The sequence below is a fragment of the Allohahella marinimesophila genome (assembly GCF_039538005.1).
GTDB lineage: Bacteria > Pseudomonadota > Gammaproteobacteria > Pseudomonadales > Oleiphilaceae > Allohahella > Allohahella marinimesophila.
Genome location: NZ_BAABBO010000001.1, coordinates 655,137 through 675,154, shown reverse-complemented (window position 1 = coordinate 675,154; position 20,018 = coordinate 655,137). Strand labels below are relative to the sequence as shown.

The window sequence follows — 20,018 nt, the reverse complement described above, 5'->3', positions numbered from 1 at the left end:
TAGTCTCCGTTAGGGCCAGGCTCAGCTTCTGAACAGCCTGGCATATTGTGTCTCATGCAGCATGCTGGCGATGGCCATGCCAGGCAGGCCGCTGCCGATATCATCAACCCCGATCGCGGCACTGCGGGTAACGAGGGCATCCAGTCGCGGCAAGAAGTACTGCAGCACCGACTGTGCATCCGTCTGTCCAAGCGGTATCGTTTTCTGGGCAGCGCTTACCTGGTTCTCCAGCCAGCTCCATACAAAGGCACTGGCGCACTCCTCAGCGGACATCTTCCACAGCCGACCACCTAACGCGAATACGAGAGGCCAGGCGAAGTCCGCAATGTCGCTTGCCAGGCCTGCTCGGGCTTCTCTCGGTTCGGAGAGATCAGAAAGGCTGCCGGACTGTGGACCCTCGGGATTCTGGCTGAGCAGACGCGCCATAGTGGCCGCAAGCTGACGATCTTCCGCCAGCAACTCACTGGTCTCACGGAAAGCCAGTATTCGCTGGGACAGCGTCGATAACTCTCCACTACAGGCACGAAGAAGCCTATGCAGGTGCGCGGATCTGGTCTCGTTCCCGGCCTCCCCATCGCCACTGACTTCGTGGGTGAGCATGATGGCAGTCGCCAGGTGAATTGCCGGCAGATCGAGTTGAGCGATTCCATCCTCGAGCGTTGCCGAGAGCCAATCTGCCAGAGTCTGCCGGTCCTTAACCCAGCCTAACTCGATCGCACTTTCAAGCCCCTGCGACCAGGCGAAGCCACCAACCGGTAAGGCCGGACTGGCGAGGTACATCATGGCAAATCGCGCAGTCACCGTACTGAATCACCAGGCAGGTCATGGCCATGGTCGTGGTCGTGGTCGTGGTCGTGGTCGTGGTTATGATCGTGGGCATGGTGAGCGTGCCCATCAGCCGCGGCGTGCGCGCTATAGGCGCCCGACTCCGGGTGGAAAGGCATTTCCACCAGCGCAGTGGACAGGCCGAGGCGTTCCACCATTTCTCGCAGCACATGGTCTGGTGCCAGCCGCAACCAGCCATGGCCGACCTGCAGGGGCACATGACGGTTACCGAGGTGATAGCAGCAACGCGCCAACAGATGCATATTCGTGGTGGAGGCCTCAATGACCTGCTCTGGCCTGGCGATCACCTCGATCACGAGGCCATCATCGTCGGCGAAGCGTTCGCCGCCTGCCAATACAGTGCCTCGCTCCGTAAACAGACCGACCTCGACCCCAGCGTCAGTGACGGCCCTGAGGCGGCATTTCTGGCGCTGATCGAAGTCCAGCTGCAAAGTGTCGGCGGCTGGCCGGAGGTCGTGAATCTGTCGAAGTGTTCTCATGCTACTGCTCTCGTTGCGCACTGGCTAGAAAAGAAAATATCGCTGAGCCAGCGGTAGTTCGCTTGCCGGTTCGCAGGTCAGCAGTTCGCCGTCGGCTCTCACTTCATAGGTCTGGGCATCAACCTCGATATGCGGCGTTGCGCCGTTGAGTATCATGTCAGACTTGCGCACCTGGCGGACGCCTCTACAGGCCGATAGCGTCTTGTTCAGCTTCAGTCGTTGCGCGATATCCGATTCAAGGGCGAGCTGACTGACAAAGGTGAGCGAAGTAGCTGCCACCGCTCCACCATAACTACCGAACATCGGTCGATAATGCACTGGCTGTGGCGTAGGAATCGAAGCATTGGGATCGCCCATCGCAGCGGCTGCGATCATGCCGCCCTTGATGATGAGACTCGGCTTCACACCGAAGAAAGCCGGGCGCCAGATACAGAGATCGGCCAGCTTGCCGACCTCGATCGAACCGACTTCATGGGCAATGCCATGAGTGATGGCAGGATTGATGGTGTATTTGGCGATGTAGCGTCTAATGCGCAAATTGTCAGCGCCAGTACCCTCGTCGCCTGGCAACTCGCCACGCTGAACCTTCATTTTGTGAGCCGTCTGCCAGGTGCGGCTGATGACCTCGCCGACTCGACCCATGGCCTGCGAATCCGAAGAAATCATGGAAAATACGCCGAGATCGTGAAGAATGTCTTCGGCTGCAATGGTTTCCTTGCGGATCCGCGAGTCCGCAAAGGCGACGTCTTCCGGGATGGACGGGTCCAGATGGTGGCAAACCATCAGCATGTCGAGATGCTCATCGACAGTGTTGACGGTATAAGGACGGGTCGGGTTCGTCGATGACGGCAGAATATTTGCCAGGCCTGCGATTTTGATGATATCTGGTGCGTGGCCGCCCCCCGCTCCTTCAGTGTGATAGGTGTGAATGCAGCGATCGCCAATGGCCTTGATCGTATCCTCGACAAAGCCGGATTCGTTGAGCGTATCGGTATGAATGGCCACCTGAACATCATATTGCTCAGCGACGTGCAGGCAGTTGTCAATCGATGCCGGCGTTGTCCCCCAGTCCTCATGTAATTTGAGACCACAGGCACCCGCTTGCAGTTGTTCTACCAGCGGGTCTGGCAAGCTCGCGTTACCCTTGCCGAGAAAGCCGAAATTCATCGGGAAGGCCTCAGCCGCCTGCAGCATCTTGCCTATATGCCAGGGCCCGGGTGTGCAGGTGGTGGCCTTGGTCCCTGTGGCTGGACCCGTTCCGCCCCCCAACATCGTCGTGATGCCAGACATGAGCGCTTCTTCGATCTGCTGCGGGCAAATGAAGTGGATATGCGCGTCAATCGCACCAGCGGTGACGATCTGCCCTTCTCCGGCAATAATCTCGGTACCAGCGCCAATCGCAATGGTGACGCCCGCCTGTGTATCCGGGTTACCGGCTTTGCCAATAGCGCTGATCCGGCCATCCTTGATACCGATGTCCGCCTTGACGATGCCCCAGTGATCAATGATGAGAGCATTGGTGATCACCGTATCTGCCACATGCCTGCTGGTGAGCTGACTCTGACCCTGTCCATCACGGATGACCTTACCACCACCAAATTTGACTTCATCGCCATATATGGTGAAATCCTTTTCAACTTTGGCCCAGAGTTCTGTGTCTGCCAGTCGGACACAGTCGCCAGTAGTCGGACCGAACATTTCGGCATAGGTTTGTCTTGCTATTGAACGAGCCATCTACAGTGCTCCCATGATGTCGCCGCGGAAGCCGTAGATTTCTCGCTTGCCTGCATACTCAACCAGTTCGATGTCACGTCGCTGCCCAGGCTCGAAGCGAATGGCAGTCCCGGCAGGCAGATTTGGTCGCATCCCACGTGCCTTCGCACGATCGAAGTCCAGCGCCGGGTTGGCTTCAAAGAAGTGATAGTGCGATCCGACCTGCACCGGTCGATCACCATGATTGACGACACTGACTGTACAAGTGCGGCGGCCTTCGTTCAGAACGATATCGCCTTCGGCAAGTCGGTACTCTCCGGGTATCATGGCAAGCTCCTTCGCAGGGTGAAATTCAAAGAGGTCAAACTAGCGAATGGGATCATGCACGGTCACCAGTTTCGTGCCGTCGGGAAAGGTGGCCTCTACCTGCACGTCATGGATCATGTCGGCAATACCTTCCATCACATCGTCGACGCTCAGCAGGGTCTGGCCGTAGCTCATCAGCTCCGCTACGGTCCTGCCATCTCGTGCGCCCTCCATGATGGCCGCGCTCAGGTAGGCGATGGCCTCCGGATAATTCAGTTTCAGCCCCCTCGCCTTGCGTCGCTCCGCCAGCAACGCAGCCGTGAAGATCAGCAGCTTGTCTTTTTCTCTGGGACTCAGATCCATGAAGGACTTCCTGATTCAGGTGTCGGCCCTGTGTCGGGCTGGAAAAAGCCAACATTAGCAAGGCTTGAAGAAGCTGACCAGAGACAATCACGCCGCCACCCAAAGCGGCATCAATATGGTTCAAAATCGATAGCATTCATGCGCTTAAATGGTGCGACAGCCTCTTTTTGGTGCGCGCAGAGTCAGGTGGCCCAGATACGGGGAGCCGTGGCCACGCGTCCAAGCACGGCAGGCCGAAGCCGCCGCCACAACAAGTCGAAAAAGGCTGTAGCTTCGCCGCTCTCATGGCCGAGATAGCGACCGATGAGCAGGCCCGGCTTAGTGGTCAACGCCAGGCAGCCCGAGGACTGCGGAAAGGCAGCACTGATGTCGTCTCGCAAATCATCCAGAAGACTGGCACGCACCGCGCCGCTGAAGGCATCGAGATGCTCATCGGCAAAGCCGTGAACCAGAAGGCTTCCCGTAACGCTGAAATCGCCCATCTGCGCCCGGTTACGCATATTGCCTGCGTGAAGCCTTATGCGCTCCTCATGAATCGGCCGGCCATCGGCAGTCAGGAGACGCAGATTCTGTCGCAGGGCGCTGTCGGGAGACTCGTGAAAGTGGACGCCACTCGCCGGACGGCCAAGACAGGTAACTTCCCGGTAAAACAGCCCAGCTCGGTGATGAAGAATGATATCGGTATCGAATTCGGCTCGACTCCCCGTGAAGAAGATGTTTTCCAGAGGAAGCCATTCCAGAGAGCCCTCGGCAGCGACTTCGAATCTCAGCTTCTGTCGCTGCGGCACTCGCCGCTCATCCACCCGATAAATCCGCGTAGCTGAAGTGGTCGTCAACAGCGCACGGGCGCCTGTTTCGACACTGACATCGATCGCCAGCCTGTCGCCACTAACGACGCCACCTGGTGGATGTAAGAGATAGCTGTGGCAGACAGACGTACCGCCACGACAGTCCGCTGATCGAATTTCTGGATAAAAGCCGCGCTGCACCTTGAGGGGACCAGACACCGAGAGCAGATCGGCCACTGTCTTCAGGCCACTGCGATCGGGGCGATAGCGCAGGTGCAGTTCGGCCAGCCAGCTCCGCTCGGCGACCTCTGGTTGCCCCAGCGGCCTTGCTGAACTGCTGTCAGTCTTCGATAATGCGAGACCACCATTCATCATCACTTTTCCTCAAGCACTACAGACAGTCCTTTGCTAGAATCAGCGCTCCGATAGTCGTCAGAAAAGTAAGTGATGTCAAAAAATTCAAGATTGGTTTACAGCACTGATCAGGGCCGTATGTGTCCAGATTGCGAACAGCCTCAGGAACAATGCATCTGTGGTGAGGCGACACCGCCCGCCGCGGAGGTGGTCCTCATCTCTCTGGATACCAAAGGTCGCAAGGGCAAAGGCGTCACGCTCGTGCAAGGCCTGGGACTGGATAAGCCGGGCCTGGACACACTGTCCAAGCAGATGAAGAAGCAGTGTGGTGTTGGGGGTAGCGTCAAGGACTGGACAATAGAGATGCAGGGCGACCAGCGCAGCAAGCTTTCACCCCTCCTTGAAGCCCTCGGTTATCGCGTCAAAGTTCGCTAGCTCAAGCTCACCAGCGTCGTGACACTGGCGGAATTGTAAACAATTGCAAAATTAGGTTCCCGCCCGCTCGCCACTACGACGCTTCACTGTATAGTGAGCGCTGGTCAATAATCAGGCGCCGGCAGTGAACCATATTCAGAGCAGCGGCTCCATACTTCGACGAGCAGCCGCGTGAAAGCGCTTACGCTTGCGCTGGTCATGCTTGGCAGCCAGTACAGTCTTGCCGACGATTTACTGTTCGACGCTACCGTCGAAACGCCAGTCGACAGAACTGACATGGCACTGCCCGTGCTCAATGGCCAGGCGCTTGGCCCTGAGCGAAGTCTCAAGTCTGGTGCCGACGCAGCAGCACTCATACCACCATGCTATCAAAACAGGTGGCCAGTCGCCGGCCCATCTTTTCCAGCCCTGTCTTTCCCTGAACTGTTCGAACCATCCTTGTCGAACTACTGGCCCGGGCTGAATGGGAGCGTCTGGATGGGTCGCAGTGATGATCAGCTCTATGCGATTCGGGATCTACGTGTGCTTCGAGGCAGCCTGGCGACGGTTGGGCAGCCCAGCCTTACCATATACGATGCTTCTGGCACTGCCCTGTTGCGGGAAAACCTTCTGAACCTGATCGCAGTGAACACCTCCAAGGGTCTTCTGTTGACGGGCTTCTTTCACCAACACGCCGGCCTGCACTGCCTCGATATCCTGATGCCAAATAAGTCAGAGTCAGCCGCCAGAGCCAGCAGGCTCTATTTCAGAAAGGCTGGCACGCTTTATACCAAAACACTGGATCTTCGACGCTTCATATCGGATAACACAAAGGAATGGCAGCAATGAATGTCTCGTGGGCCTTTCTAGCAGTTTTTCAGGACCTCATGGTGGAGATAGCGCTTCTCACCGGTCTATTGGTGGCATTGGCGCTTATTCGCTTCCGCGACACCATGGCACTGTTCTGGTTGAAACTACGTATCAATGTCCCCGTTCTTGGTCTGTCTGCCCGGCTGTCACGACAGTTGAGTCACGACCCGGCAAGCGGCTGGTTCCGCGCCGAACACGCGCTCTGTCGTGCGTTCAGAGCTCATGCCATCGATCTGGACCGACGAGTCAACGCTTACGATCAGAGCGTCAGCTATCTGCGGAAATGCCAGGAGCTTGGGCGTCAACGCCTCAGCATACCGGGATGGTCTGTCATTGCCATCATGGTGTTCCTCGAGGCTATTGGCTTTTCCTACGTGCTGGCTGGCTACACCCTGCCTGGTGCCAGCGAAGCGCTGAAACAACAGGGCGCAGTGGGCATCGCCCTCCTGGTATCGGTGCTGCTGGTGTACATGACGCATTACAGTGGCCATGAGCTGCACCATAACGATCTCGTCAGAAAGATCCGCATCTGGTTCCGCCAGAGTGGTGCCAGTGAAGAACAGCTCGAGCCCAATACCCAGGTGTCGCTGGCCAATGAAGATGCCGACAATCATGAACCAGCCTGGTGTCAGCTGCTGAATCGGCTGCAGACCAACGCCGATATCACTCCGACCTACCGGATCACCATCGCTACGGTGATCATGGTCATTCTCATCGCGATTGGAGCGACCTATGTTCGCGGCCAGGTTCTCGAGCAGGACAATCTGGAGCAGCAACGGGTTGGGCCGTCCCTGGCTGCGCCATCGACAGACCTGTACACCGAACTCTACGTGCCGGCCGAGCTGGAAACCGAGCAGCGAGCGATAGATCAGCAACTTGATGAAGCCAGTCGACATGCCGATCTGAAAGCAGGCTGGGGTACATTTCTGGTTCTGGCCGTTATCTTCGTATTTTTGCAGATTCTCAGCATTATCATGGGTTACCGTACCGGCTTCGCTGCCCGTGAAGCGGCGACAGCGCGCTCGACGATTGGGCGCTTCAGAACCCGGCAGCAATTCCTGGATTATCACGAGCGAAAGCGGACAGATGTCCTGATGTCAGCGCAGGCCGCACTGGAAAACCTGCAAAGCCGAATGCTGAATCGCGCTGAATCCCGGGGCGTATCTCCCGAAAAGCTGGATTTGCTGCAGCACACTGGCGGACGCACTTTTCAGTCATGGCTTGAACATGATTGTGGATCTCGACCTCCAGCCACCCAAGCTGCTGACGCAAGGGCTACCGAAACCAGGAGTCGAGGTGGCTTGCAGATCGTTTCGACGCCAGGGCTGGCCGCGCACGCCGCCAATCAGTCCGATAACCTGGACGAGGCTGAAATTCTTTCATGGATGTCACGCTTCGGCTGGAGTCGGGAACGGACGATATCTGCCTTGCTGAAGCACCGCACCCGACAGTTTTCAGCAGCCGGACTATCCGAAGAAGCGGCGCTCAACATGCTTCAGGGCGAACCAGCTTTTCGAAAAGGCAGGCCCCGGTCATGATCAGACTCGGCCTTTGTCTTCTGCTCCTGATCAGCGCACAGGTCAGTGCAGATGCGCGCGATGATTTCCCCTCATGCTACACCGTGCTGGACAAGCCAAGACAGGCTCAGGCCAGCGCCCGAGAACTGATTGTCATCATCGACCAGACTGTGAAACTCAACGTCGCGCTCAAGCGACACGTCCATGCGACAGTGAATGGCTTTCTTCAGCCTGGTGATCGTTTCACGCTGCTGACGTTCAGCGCGTATGCGCAAAGTCACTACGCCTCGATGCCGCTGAGTGGTGCCACGGATGTTCCGCTCGACGAAGACACGCGTTATCACACCAGTCTGACTTCGCTGCGCAAGTTCGACCGTTGCATGGCACGACAGGGCAAAATGGTCAGACGCAGTATCGATCAAGCCATCAAGACCGCGCTGGATGGCGCTGACGACAGCTTACCGCGAACAGAAGTGGCCGCCTCGCTGGCAGAGTTTGGTGACAGTGTGATTGCCGTTTCAACAGCACCACGCCGGGTGGTATTGCTTGTTTCAGACATGCTGGAAAATTCGGCGACCGCCAGTTTCTACAGGAATGGAGAGCTGGCAGAGCTCGAGGTCGAAGCCGCGCTGACGACTACGGCTTCAGCGGGGGCCTTGAGCAATTGGCGAGAGGCGGAGATCTATATCATCGGCGCAGCCTACTCGCCAGACGGTGTCTACCGCACCCGGCCAGTGCTGGATAGTCTGCGGCAGTTCTGGACGGCTTATCTTGAGAAATCGAACGCCAGATTACTCGGCTGGGGCCAGCCAGAACTGCTTGCCCAGATACCCTGATTGTATTCTGGTTTAGTCGGCGAAGTAGGCGCAGCAGTAGTCTGTTACTTCCAGTACCCTGATATTGAACGAGGAATTGGCTGGGACGTCGAAGGACTCTCCGGCTTTGTAGGCCACCCACGCAGCCGCGTCAGGCATTCGGACTTCAACCTGCCCCGATTGAATGGCCATGTTTTCACGCTGCTCAGTGCCGAACCTGTATTCGCCGGGGAGCATCACACCGAGCGTCTTCTTTTCACCACCTGCAAACAGGATGGTATGGCTGATGACCTTGCCATCGAAATACACACTGGCCTTCTTCAACACACTGACGTTATCGAACTGACTCATTGCAGGTTTTCCTGAGTGGAGAATATTTCGGCGAGAATGTAGCAGAGCGCTGGCTGCCTGACCATCAGGATCTGGTAGTCGGCGTCGGGTCTTGTCGTCGCATCGGCAGCATCTGCTCGAAAGACACAACAGAATGCTCCTCTTCGAGCCAGTCCCTGAAGTCCTCCTCCGTCAAAGGTCTGGCAAACAGATAGCCCTGAAAGCTTTCGCAGCCGAGTTCGATGAGGCGCTGGCAATGGTATCCTGTCTCAACGCCTTCGGCGACAACGACAAGCCCCATGTTGCGGCCGATATCGATGATCGACTCGACAAGCGGATGCTCCATTTCGCCACTGAGTTCAGCAATGAACGACTTGTCGATCTTGAGTTGATCAAGCGGCAGGTCGCGCAGGTAGGCCAGTGAGGAATAGCCTGTGCCGAAATCGTCAAGCGCGATGCCGACACCATGATTGCGTAGTGCCCTGAGTTTTTCGATAGTTTCCTGCAGATCGTACAACAGTGCCGACTCTGTCAACTCGAGCATCAAGCGCTGCGGGGGCACCTGATAGTCGGCCAGCGCTGCGAATACTTGCGAGACGAAATCGGGCCGTGAAAACTGCCAGGCGCTGACGTTTATCGATAGATGCCCTGTAAAAGGCACCGCTTGACGAGCCCATTCGCTAAGATGCCGACACGACTCGGTGAGCACCCAGGTGCCAATGGCGTGGATACCACCCGTCTCTTCCGCAACCGGTATGAAGTCGACCGGTGACACATATCCAAGCTCAGGATGTCTCCAACGAAGCAGCACCTCAGCGCCGATGACACCGACCGATCGCCCAAGCTGCGGCTGAAAGCGCAGCTGCAGCTCACCGTTGCCGAGCGCGTTTCTCAGCCCTTCTTCGAGCTGCAACCTGTTCGCTACAGCTGCCTGCAGCGCGGGCCGAAACAGATTGATAGTGCCGCGACCGGACTTTTTCGCCTCATATAAGGCGAGATCCGCATGTCGCAGGATGTCTGCCTCCCCACTGCCAGCAATCGGAAACAGTGCAACACCAATACTCGCGCCGACACTGAAGGTCCGTTCACCCACATACAGGAGTTGAGACAGACCTTCCAATATACCTTCGGCCAACTTGACAGCCGCAAGCTGAGCACTCCCTTCCACAGTCAGCATGACGACGAATTCGTCGCCACCCAGGCGGGCCACCCTGGCATCGGCGCCAGCAATATCCTGCAGACGCCTGGCGACAGACTGGAGAAGCCCGTCGCCGACTTCATGACCGAGCGCATCGTTGATGGTTTTGAAATGATCGAGATCGATGAGCAAAAGCGCGTTTTGAGGCTCGACCGCCGCTGTCGTGTCGTTGGCTTCCGAGAGCCACTCCTGCAGCTGGCCACGATTAGGTAGTCCAGTAAGATAATCGTGATAAGCCATGTGCCGAATATGCGCTTCGGCCTGTTGCCGCTGCAGTTCCGACTCTGCACGGGCAGCGAAAATCTCCAGGATTCTGGTGTTTTCTTCGACATGCATCAGGGGGCGGGTATCGCTCAGGGCTATCAGCCCAATCACCTTGCCCCTGGCGTCGCGCAGCGGCGTGGCAATGAAGTCCGTTGTGCCAAGATCGCTAAGCAGGCTGTCTTGTGGATAATCCTGCCGAACCTCATGGAAATACTTCGACTGCCCGATCTGGAGAACTTCTTTACAGGCAGAAGCTTCGAGGGGGATAAGGCGTTCGCCAACGAGTCGACCACTCGCCGACCAGGCCAGTGTTCTCAACGTGTTCTCCAGCCGATCATCGGTCACGGCGATGAAGGCATCGCTGGCGTCGAAGACTTGGGCAATATTCACCACCAGTTTGTCGAAGAATTCGTCGACAGTCGATGAGGAGACCGCGGTGGCCACTAGCTGCATGGCATCGTCGGTTCGTTTTTTATCAGTGACATCCTGATGCATAAGGATCACATCGCTGATATCGCCGCTGCCATCCTTGATGGGATAGATATAGGCTGCCACCCACCGATCGCGCGACGGGCCTTCCAGATATGGATCTTCAGCGGGATTGTAAACCAGCGGCGGAATTTCCGTTGCCACGCCACCGAAGCCCTTGAGCAGATAAGGCATCGCGCCTTTTTCAATGAGTTGGGGATCTTCCAGCAATTGGTGAGACGCCATATCTTCTTTAGTCAGCCCCCACAACTGCTCCCAGGCTGAGTTGACCTGTCGGGTCTTGCCGTCGGGTGTGAGCACCTGAATGCTGAACGGTGATTGCTCGACAAGGGACCTGAATCGACGTTCGGAAGCCTGAAGGCGCTGGAAAGACTCCCTGTTCAAGGCAGTGCCCATGATGAGCGGCATGAGCAGAAAGACAAACGGCGCCAGATGGATGAAGTCCATCAGCCCCAGTCGAACCATCGCACCCTGCACTGTCGCTGCAAGAAACAGTAGCGCAGCACAGAGCATGGCAATCACGGCCCCGGAGCGGGTTTGCCACCACAGGCGCGTCAGCGCATAGACGCCGTAGAGCAATACACAGAAGGTCAGCAACACCGCGACCTTCATGCTCAGACTGATCGAACCCGCAGCCAGTGTGACTGATTCTGCCCAGGGCAATTCGAACTGATAGAGCTCGATGACGGAATCGAACTGAAGGCTGTGATCTTTCGACAGGTTGATTATCGCCAGCACTGCATAGATTGCACTCACGACCTGCAGAAGGCGGATAGAGCCCCGTCCGGTATAACGTTGGATGAATGGCCCGTAGAAGGCGAAGAAGATGCAGACACTGAATATATTGACTTTCAAGCCAAGCAGGTAAGCGGCTTCGTCGTATGAGGTGAAGCAGACGACCTGCGAAATACCGTAAGCCACAACTGCCAGGCACATTCCCGCGAAAAGCCCCTGGGTGGGATCATAGGGGCGTCGCAATGCCGCCAGGGCATGGGCCACGGAGGCCATGATACATATGCCGGTCAGCATCAAAAGACTGGAAACTACCATTATACCTGACTTTTCCTCTCACCGGGCCCAGGTTCCGGACCATCCCTTTTGAAGAGTAGCACAGGGATTCGGGCTGGACAGGCCACCCCTTATTCGACGATCACCGCGAAGGCGGCCTGGTCTTCACCAGAAGCGTTCACCGTTCGTACGATGAAGTTATACACCCCGCTTCCCGTCGGCAGCCATTGCACCCTGCCGGTAGCGGCATCGATGGTCGCACCGGTCGGTCCCTCCACCAGACTGAATCGACCGATCGGGTGTCCGGTCACTGGAATGTCGTAGTCGAGCGCGGCGCCCGACGCGAGCTGCCGATTCGACGGCTCAAGCAAGGGCGCCGCTGCCGTGCAGCGTGGCAATATGTCTTGTAGGGCTTCGAACCACACCAGCGCCATTTTTTCAGACCCAATGTCGTTGGTATGAACTTCATCGAACATGTCGGTGGCGTAATCGAGCACTGGCTCATGGTCGACCAGGAAGAGGTTATCGCCGGCCTGCTGCCGCTGAACGACCGCCTGGGCAAGCAGCTGATTGAAGTCAGACGTCGAGGCGTCATAAGTCCGTCGGTTGATGATTTTGCCAACTATCATCGGCACCGTGGCATCGAACTGGTCCAGCCGGTCGAAGATCTTCTGCATGCTAGGCACGTCGAAGCGGTTCGTGCCCAGGTGGGTCAACACCAGCTCAGGTGGATTCATCTGCAGCCAGGTCGACAATCGCTCGGATACCGCCAGCGGCGAAATGCCTGACCAGCCTTCGTGTGCCTTGTCGTGCGACCCAGCCTCCTGTCCTGTCTGACCGCCGACGAAATCGACCCGATAACCGGAGTTCGTCAGCAAATTGAACAGTGCGGGCCGATAGGTACCCCAGAATGTAGTCGCCGAACCGTTGGCGCCCTCGGTAATACTGTCGCCCAGCGGCATGATCCGTACCGGAGCCTCGCACTGCGAAAGACCGCGCTTAAGGCCTGTCGTCAGATCAGTCACGAGACGGGCCAGTTCATCACGACGCTGGGTGCGGGTATGCACCGAGAGCTCGTCGATTCGACCTGCGAAAAAGCCATTCAGATCCGAGCCGCCGACTGCAAGCGGTACCTGGCTTGCAGACAGTGCTGCAAGCGCGGATGACATGGCAGCGCTGTCGATAGACACCAGACCACGCTGGACGCCATCTATCATGAGACGCATCTGACCAGCGTGACCGTCGAGGCCGAGGCTGACCAGGTGCCAGACGCCATCGTTGATATCGAGGTTACCTGTTACTGTCACCGGTGCCGCCGAAGCAGTCTTCACGGTAGCAGTCAGACTGCCATTCTGGCACTGCAATGCCAGAACGCCCGACTCAGCGCTACCCAGCGCCACAATCTCGTCTGTTCCACCACACGCCGTTCGCATCAGGATGTTCATGGTAATGCCGCGTGATGCTGCGACAGCGCTGAGATCAATTCCGGTATCGGTCAAAGAGGTGGACTGTCCATCGAAATCCAGGGCCTGGCCAACAAGGCCGGCCGCTGCTGCAGGACAATTCGTGCAAGCAAAGCTGGTGTTGCCCATGCTGGCAGCCAGTCTGGCTGTCTGGCTGCTGCCGTCGAAGCTCCAGATAGCGGCAGTCTCATCATGCACGATAGTCGCTGCAGCGGCGCCCGACCGCGGGGCCGATTCCGGACCATTGCCAGATGGGGTGAAGTCGGCATCACGGGTCAGCAACAACTTGTCGATGATCATGCCTGATTCACGCATCCAGATATTCAGCGTATGGCGACCGGTGTTGTTCACCCTGAGTACCGCACGCTTGTAGGTCACGAATTGCTTGTTCGACCAGTTCATCTGCCCGAAAGGCTCGAAGTAGCTGATGGGCGAACTGTCCTCGCCTGGCACGCCATCAAGCCCGAGATGTACCGAGTCCGAGGCACCATCTTTCGCTTCCGCTCTTATCCAGATGTAGTAATCGCCTGTCTGACTGAATTCGATGTCGTAATCGAGCTGCGCGGTAGTGTCAGTGAAATCACGCGAATAGCCGTGGCCGAAGGGTAAGGCCTGCACGGCACGGTCGTTCGACCAGTTGCCATCGCTGACAGCCGTCCACTCAGTGCCCACCGTAGACATACGGGCCCTGACGAAATCTTCGGCTTCGATGGCTATGATGCCACCATAGCTATCAGCCTGGCTGACTGGCGCAGCATCTCCACCAGAACCGGAACCGGCCGCGGTGACCGTCAGCTGCAGCGTCCTCGATACCACAAGACTGTTATCAAGTGCGTCCGTAGCGTAAACAGTCAGCTCGTATGAGGCCTCTGTGGCATCGGCGCCTGGCGTCCAGCTCAGCAGCGCTGAACCATCGCCATTATCCGTCAGGCTGGCTATACCCGGCAGTGAACCCAGATCTGCATCGATGATGGGGGCGGGACTCTGCGCCGCGCTTGCACTGTCCGGATCGCTCGCCTGCAAGCTGAGGCTGAGGCTGGCATCCGCCGCCACACTGGCTGAAGAAGTCGAGTCGATCCACTGCGGACTGGCGTTACCAAAGCTGAATGGCAGTGTCAGCTCATCGCTATCGATGAACCCTGCTCCGCCAGCCACAGCCCGCAAGGTCAGATCAGAGCTGATCATGAACGGTCCGGAGTACAGTTGACTGCTGGTACCGGGTTGGCTGCCATCGAGGGTATAGTAAATGCTGGCATTTGCGCTGGCGCTACTGAGATTCACGCTGACAGGGTTGACGAATTGCCCACCGTCAGTGTTGGCCGTCGGCTTTGCTGCCTGCGGCACAGGCTCTTCACCATCGATGATCTGTGGCGTTTCTTCCGGACCACTTCCGCTCGGTACATAGCCCGAGCTCTTCGTCAACAGGACACGGTCGAACACGAAGCCGGTCTCCCGCATCCAGATATTGACAGTATGAATACCGGCTTCTGGAATGCCGATGCGTGCGTAGCTGCCGGTAGCCTGGCTATAACGACTCCAGATCGGCCGACCGTATGGCGTAAAAGAGGTCACGGCCTTGCCTGTGGCTACTGGTTCTCCATTCAGACCCAGGTGCACGGAATCGGAGCCACCATCACTGCCCTGCCCGCGAATCCAGACATAGTAAGTGCCAGCCTCGGCGAAACGGATACGATAGTCGAGACGGGCGCTGACGTTTTCATAGTCGCTGTTGTAGCTACCAGTGCCAGCAGGCACTGCCTGAAGGGCCGCTCCCGAACCGAAGTTCGTGGCATTCACGGATGTCCAGTTCTGACCGTAGACCGCCACGCTCTGTTCATGGAAGTGCTCAGCTTCGATGACCACCAGGCCGCCCGCTGCAGTGCCCGGGGTGAACACCGGCAGGCCAGTACCTGGTTCGCCGCCATCCCCTCCGGAAGTGCTGAGCGTCAGCGTGACGATATGCTGAGTAGTCAACGACGGATTCAAAGCATCAGTTGCTGTCAGCGTAAGACTGAAGCTCGCTGCCGCGGCTTCAGCGCCAGGAGCCCAGGCCAGCGAAGCTGTGCCATTGCGGTTATCGGTAAAACTGGCTGTGCCTGGCAATGCCGCGAGTTCAGTCGCATCGGCAGTGAGCACAGGTTCTGGGCTCTGAGCGGCTGTGTTGCTGTCTGCATCGCTTGCACTGAACACAAGGCTCAGGTTGGCGCCGGCGTCTACAGTGGCTGAAGCTGCAGGGTTGAGCCACTGCGGAGCCGTGTTGCCAAAACTGAAAGTCGCCTGCATTTCGGCGCTCGGGCTATAGCCCACACCGCCCGCAATGGCCCTGAGCGTAGCGTTACTACTGATTGAAATGGGGCCGGAATAAACCGCACTACTGTCGCTCGGCGCCGAGCCATCCAGGGTGTAGAAGATCGAAGCATCGGTAGAGGTCGTCGCAAGACTCACCGTCACTGGGTTGACGTATTGCCCGCCCTGAAGGTTCGCCATGGGCTTCGCCGCCTGGGGATCGGGAGCTTCACCGTCGATGATCTGCTGCGTTTCTTCCGGACCTGTGCCGCTGGGCTTGTAGCCTGAACTGCGCGTCAGCAGCACACGGTCAACAATGAAGCCGGTTTCACGCATCCACAGATTGAGCGTGTGATCGCCTGCGCTCGGTACCACGATTCGCGCATTACCACCTGAAGCCTGGCTATAGCGGCTCCATGCCGGCTGACCCAAGGGAGAAAACCAGGTGATGGCCTTGGCCGAGGCCACTGGCTCGCCATTGAGGCCTACGTGAATCGAGTCCGATCCAACATCATCACCTTGCCCACGAATCCAGACATAGTAGGTGCCTGCTTCAGCAAAACGGATCCGGTAACCCAGTGCCGCACTGACTGTTTCATAATCACTGTTATAGCTGCCAGTGCCTGCTGGCTGAGCCTGCAGGGCCGCGTTGCCGCTATAACGCGAATTCGCGAGCGGCGCCCAGTTCTGACCATAGAGCGCAACGCTTTGGTCGTGAAAGTGCTCCGCCTCGATAACGATACGCCCGGAATTGTCTGGATCCTGCAGAAAAACCGAAAGGCCTTCGGCTGGCGGCTCTCCGCCATCACCCACTGCCGTGACGCTCAGATTCAGGGTATGGGAAGTCGACACCTGACTATCGAGCGCGTCGGTCGCTGTCAGTACCAGCGAATAGCTCGCTGCGGTGGCTTCAGCACCCGGCGTCCACGACAGTGTGGCCTGGCCATTGCCTGAATCAGTGAGCGTGGCTGTGCCAGGCAGCGCCGCCAACTGATCAGCGTTCGCAGTGATGACCGGCGCAGGGCTCTGCGCGGCTGTGGCACTGTCTTCGTCAATGGCAAGCAGCTGCAGGCTGAAGGTCTGACCAGCTGGAACGGTGCCCGAAGCTGGCGCCGACTGCCATTGCGGTGCAGCGTTGCCGAATACGAAGCTCAGTTGAAGCTCGTTGCTCTGACTGAAACCTGAGCCGATGGCGACTGCTCGTACAGTAGCCTCCGAAGCAATGCTGAACGGTGCATCATAGACGAGACTCGCGCTGTCAGGCGCTGTTCCATCGATGGTGTAGTAAATTTGAGTACCTGCAGAGGCGCTGCTCAGCTCGATGGTGACGGGATCGACATACCGACCACTGCTCAGGCTCGCAGTGGGTTGAGCCGCCTGGGGATCGGGCAGTTCGCCGTCGATGATCTGAACGCTCGCTTCGGGTCCGGTGTCGCTTGGCGTATACCACGTGCTTTTTGTCAGCAACAGACGATCAATGATGAAGCCTGTTTCTCGCATCCAGACGTTGAGGGTATGTACGCCAGCACTGGGAATGGTAACGACCGCGTTCTTGCCAGTCGCCTGGCTGTAGCGGCTCCAGTCGAGTTGCCCTCTGGGATAGAAGGACGTGATCGCCTTGCCAGCGGCTATGGCTTCCCCGTTGAGTCCGATATGGACAGAATCCGAGGCGCCGTCAGGCCCGTCACCACGGACCCACACTACGTATGTGCCCGGCTCATCGAAACGAATACGATATTCAAGCGCAGCACTGAGGGTGTCGTAATCGTTGTTGTAACTGCCAGTGCCGGCGGGCTCGGCCCTGAGGGCAAGGCCGTCGGCATAGCGGCTACCTGTTGCGGGCACCCAGCTCTGGCCACTCACTGCAGCGCTGCTGTCGTGAAACTGTTCAGCTTCAATCACTACCTGGCCATTGTCGTTCTGCAAATACACCGCAGAGTCGGCTGACTGAGCCAGGCCTCCCGACAGCAGCAGGCTCATGCCCATCAGGCTGATGGTGAACTTTCGTAGACTGGACATGGGCATTGACGACACCTGCAACTGGATCAGAAACGGTGTTCATTTTCTGCCAAAAGTGCAGGAAAGACTACAAAACAGCCACCAGATTTAACAAAGTATTACATTCTGTCCAGCCCGCTCCACGGCAGCTAGAAGCTATCTGTCAGCCTACAACTGGCGTCGCGCGCGCTATGATGGATGCAGCATTGGTATTCACCGGGAGATTTCCATAGTTCAGCCCTCCATGCAGACCCATCCGTGTGGCGCAGAAAGCCTCTGCCATGGCCGACGAAGAGTGACGGATCATCAGCGCACCCTGCATGACCAGGGCCAGACGGTCCACCAGATTGCGGGCACGGTACTCGAGGTTGTCGGTATTCATCAAGTCGCTTTGCAGTTTTACGAGGAAGACATCGAAGCGGGCATCGGAGCCTTTGGCGGCGCCGACTTCGTTGAAGTACACCTCGAGACTCGCAGGGGATTTGGCCAGCGCCCGTAAGATATCCAGACACTGGACGTTGCCACTGCCCTCCCAGATGGCGTTGACCGGTGACTCACGCAACAGGCGCGGCATGATGCTATCTTCCATAACCCCGCTGCCGCCAATGCATTCCATGGCCTCGTAGGCATGGTTCGGTGCCCGTTTGCAAATCCAGTACTTGCCAATTGGCGTGGCCAGTCGCGCCAGCAGCTGCTCTTCTTCTTCGGACTGATGATCGAGCGCTCGAGCCAGCCGGAGCGTCATCAGCAATGCGGCTTCGCTTTCGATGGCAAGATCTGCCAGCACATTCTGCATCAGTGGCTGATCGGACAGTCGAGCGCCAAAGGCTGAGCGGTGTCTGCAGTGATGCAGCGCCTGCGCAGCCGCCTGGCGCATACCTGCAGAGCTGCCAATCATGCAATCGAAACGGGTCATGGCGACCATCTCAATGATGGTCGGTACGCCTCGCCCCTCTTCGCCAATCATCCAGCCGAGTGCACCACGCAGTTCTGCCTCACTGGATGCGTTGGCGACGTTGCCCATCTTGTTCTTGAGGCGCTGGATGTGCCAGGGGTTCTTGGTGCCGTCAGGGCGCCAGCGGGGCATGAGAAAACACGATAGCCCGCCAGGGGCCTGTGCCAGCACCAGAAAAGCATCGCACATCGGCGCCGAAACAAACCACTTGTGACCAACCAGACGGTAAGGCTTGCCCGGACCGGGCTGCTCGATTGGCATGGCACGGGTGCTGTTGGCACGCACGTCAGAACCGCCCTGCTTCTCGGTCATGGCCATACCGATGGTCACCGCCGACTTTTCTTCTGCAGGCACATTGCGTGGATCATAGGCTCGGGCGGTCATCTTCGGACCCCAGACGGCAGCGATATCCGGCTGCAGCGCGATCGACGGCATGGCCGCGAAAGTCATGGTGACGGGGCAACCGTGGGCAGCCTCGACCTGCGCATGCATGTAATATCTGGCGGCCCGGGCAACATGCGCGCCCTCCCGTGGATGCGTCCAGGGACTGCTGTGCAGGCCATGCTCCAGTGCAAGGGTCATCAGTTGATGGTAGGCGGGATGAAACTTCACCAGATCCTGACGATGGCCGAAGCGGTCGTGGCTATGGAAGATCGGCTTGTTTTCATTGGCCAGAAAGCCAAGTTCGATAATGTCCGAACGGCCTGCGAGTGCGCCGTATTCTCCAAGTTCACCCTCTGCCCACGCGGCGCCCTCGCGGACCACGCCTTCTCGCAAGGCCTGATCCTGTTCGAACAGATTATAGTTTTCCAAGGGGGGTGGCTGGTTGACCACCTCGTGGGTGTCGGCGAGATAACTGTCTTCGGCGGCCGATTCGGCACTCTGGGCAGATGACACTGAAGCGTTCAAATCTATCTCCTCTGGCCGCTCACCCCCTGCATGCAGAAGTCGATGATTGGCTCTATCAAGACCTTCTGCCAACTCGAATCCTGGGCAGAAGGCATATGCTGTGCTGCAGCCGTTTGCTGTGGGGGCGATAGCGGCCCTACCAGACTTTCCGCCAATGCGCCCACCAGGCAGGTGGCGCTGAGATGGGCATCCTGTCGCGGCAGGCTGCCTGCTTCTACACCTTCGAGAATCACGCGCTCGAAGAATTCCGCATAAGAGCGTCTGTAGTTCAGCCGCTCTTCCTCGACTCGTGGATCTACCGGCTCTGCGATGAGCGACCAGGCCATGACCGGCCCTCGCAAGGCCCTTTCTGCAAACTGCCTGAGGGCATGCTCGAGTCGGCTCAGTGCAGGCTCATCTCCAGTCAGCGCAGTCGCCACCTTGTCGAGTTCAATCTGCGTGGCCCTGCGGAAGACTTCCGCAAACAGCTCGGCTTTGGATTCGAAGTGTCGATACACCGACCCGGTCGCCACGCCAGCCTGTTCGGCTACCAGATTGATGGGCGCATTGCGAAAACCGCCCTCACTGACACGCTGGTAGGCACAGTCGAAGATACGCTGGCGGATCTCGGCCTTGCGCAGGCGCATTTTTTCGGTTTCACGATAGGCCATTGC

General features: G+C 57.9%; 15 protein-coding genes. 4 read left to right on the top strand and 11 right to left on the bottom strand.

Annotated elements, in window-relative coordinates; genetic code table 11:
- Nucleotides 1-21: 21 nt before the first annotated feature.
- The 6 genes from ABD735_RS02985 to ABD735_RS02960 form a co-directional block, all read right to left on the bottom strand.
- Entirely contained in the window at nt 22-801 is a 780-nt protein-coding gene (locus ABD735_RS02985; RefSeq protein ID WP_344803131.1) for an urease accessory protein UreF, read from the bottom strand.
- A complete protein-coding gene (gene ureE / locus ABD735_RS02980; protein ID WP_344803129.1) occupies nt 798-1,325 on the bottom strand; it encodes an urease accessory protein UreE in 528 nt (175 codons plus the stop codon). The genes ABD735_RS02985 and ureE overlap by 4 nt, the downstream gene beginning before the upstream one ends.
- Nucleotides 1,326-1,349: 24 nt before the next feature.
- A complete protein-coding gene (gene ureC, locus ABD735_RS02975) occupies nt 1,350-3,059 on the bottom strand; it encodes an urease subunit alpha (protein WP_344803127.1) in 1,710 nt (569 codons plus the stop codon).
- Nucleotides 3,060-3,365 carry an urease subunit beta gene (locus tag ABD735_RS02970; RefSeq protein ID WP_344803125.1) on the bottom strand — a complete coding sequence of 102 codons (306 nt, stop codon included), beginning with the start codon at nt 3,363-3,365 and terminating at the stop codon, nt 3,060-3,062.
- A gap of 39 nt (nt 3,366-3,404) precedes the next feature.
- Nucleotides 3,405-3,707, bottom strand: a complete 303-nt coding sequence (gene ureA / locus ABD735_RS02965; RefSeq protein WP_344803123.1) for an urease subunit gamma — start codon at nt 3,705-3,707, stop codon at nt 3,405-3,407.
- Nucleotides 3,708-3,889: 182 nt separating this feature from the next.
- Nucleotides 3,890-4,870 (bottom strand): urease accessory protein UreD, encoded by a 981-nt coding sequence (locus ABD735_RS02960; RefSeq protein WP_344803121.1) that lies wholly within the window; start codon nt 4,868-4,870, stop codon nt 3,890-3,892.
- A 72-nt stretch (nt 4,871-4,942) separates the two neighbouring features.
- On the opposite strand from ABD735_RS02960, the gene ABD735_RS02955 reads away from it, so the two are divergent.
- The 4 genes from ABD735_RS02955 (at nt 4,943) to ABD735_RS02940 (ending at nt 8,486) form a co-directional block, all read left to right on the top strand.
- Nucleotides 4,943-5,284, top strand: a complete 342-nt coding sequence (locus ABD735_RS02955; protein WP_344803784.1) for an SUI1 family translation initiation factor — start codon at nt 4,943-4,945, stop codon at nt 5,282-5,284.
- Nucleotides 5,285-5,455: 171 nt separating this feature from the next.
- Entirely contained in the window at nt 5,456-6,112 is a 657-nt protein-coding gene (locus tag ABD735_RS02950) for a hypothetical protein (protein ID WP_344803119.1), read from the top strand.
- The gene (locus tag ABD735_RS02945) at nt 6,109-7,671 is read left to right on the top strand and encodes a hypothetical protein (RefSeq protein ID WP_344803117.1); all 1,563 of its coding nucleotides are present in this window, start codon (nt 6,109-6,111) and stop codon (nt 7,669-7,671) included. Before ABD735_RS02950 ends, ABD735_RS02945 begins: the two co-directional genes overlap by 4 nt.
- Nucleotides 7,668-8,486: a hypothetical protein gene (locus ABD735_RS02940; protein WP_344803115.1), complete on the top strand. Its 819-nt coding sequence runs from the start codon at nt 7,668-7,670 to the stop codon at nt 8,484-8,486. The genes ABD735_RS02945 and ABD735_RS02940 overlap by 4 nt, the downstream gene beginning before the upstream one ends.
- Before the next feature lie 12 nt (nt 8,487-8,498).
- Here ABD735_RS02940 and ppnP read toward each other — a convergent pair whose 3' ends face one another.
- The 5 genes from ppnP to ABD735_RS02915 all read right to left on the bottom strand — a co-directional run bounded on the left by ppnP (nt 8,499) and on the right by ABD735_RS02915 (nt 20,015).
- Nucleotides 8,499-8,816 carry a pyrimidine/purine nucleoside phosphorylase gene (gene ppnP / locus ABD735_RS02935; protein WP_425548555.1) on the bottom strand — a complete coding sequence of 106 codons (318 nt, stop codon included), beginning with the start codon at nt 8,814-8,816 and terminating at the stop codon, nt 8,499-8,501.
- Nucleotides 8,817-8,880: 64 nt separating this feature from the next.
- Nucleotides 8,881-11,796 carry a bifunctional diguanylate cyclase/phosphodiesterase gene (locus ABD735_RS02930; protein ID WP_344803113.1) on the bottom strand — a complete coding sequence of 972 codons (2,916 nt, stop codon included), beginning with the start codon at nt 11,794-11,796 and terminating at the stop codon, nt 8,881-8,883.
- Between the two features lie 89 nt (nt 11,797-11,885).
- On the bottom strand, nt 11,886-17,528 hold the full coding sequence (locus tag ABD735_RS02925) for a chitobiase/beta-hexosaminidase C-terminal domain-containing protein (protein ID WP_344803111.1): 5,643 nt from the start codon (nt 17,526-17,528) through the stop codon (nt 11,886-11,888).
- Between the two features lie 136 nt (nt 17,529-17,664).
- Entirely contained in the window at nt 17,665-19,365 is a 1,701-nt protein-coding gene (locus ABD735_RS02920) for an isovaleryl-CoA dehydrogenase (RefSeq protein ID WP_344803109.1), read from the bottom strand.
- A gap of 2 nt (nt 19,366-19,367) precedes the next feature.
- On the bottom strand, nt 19,368-20,015 hold the full coding sequence (locus tag ABD735_RS02915; protein WP_344803107.1) for a TetR/AcrR family transcriptional regulator: 648 nt from the start codon (nt 20,013-20,015) through the stop codon (nt 19,368-19,370).
- Nucleotides 20,016-20,018: the final 3 nt, after the last annotated feature.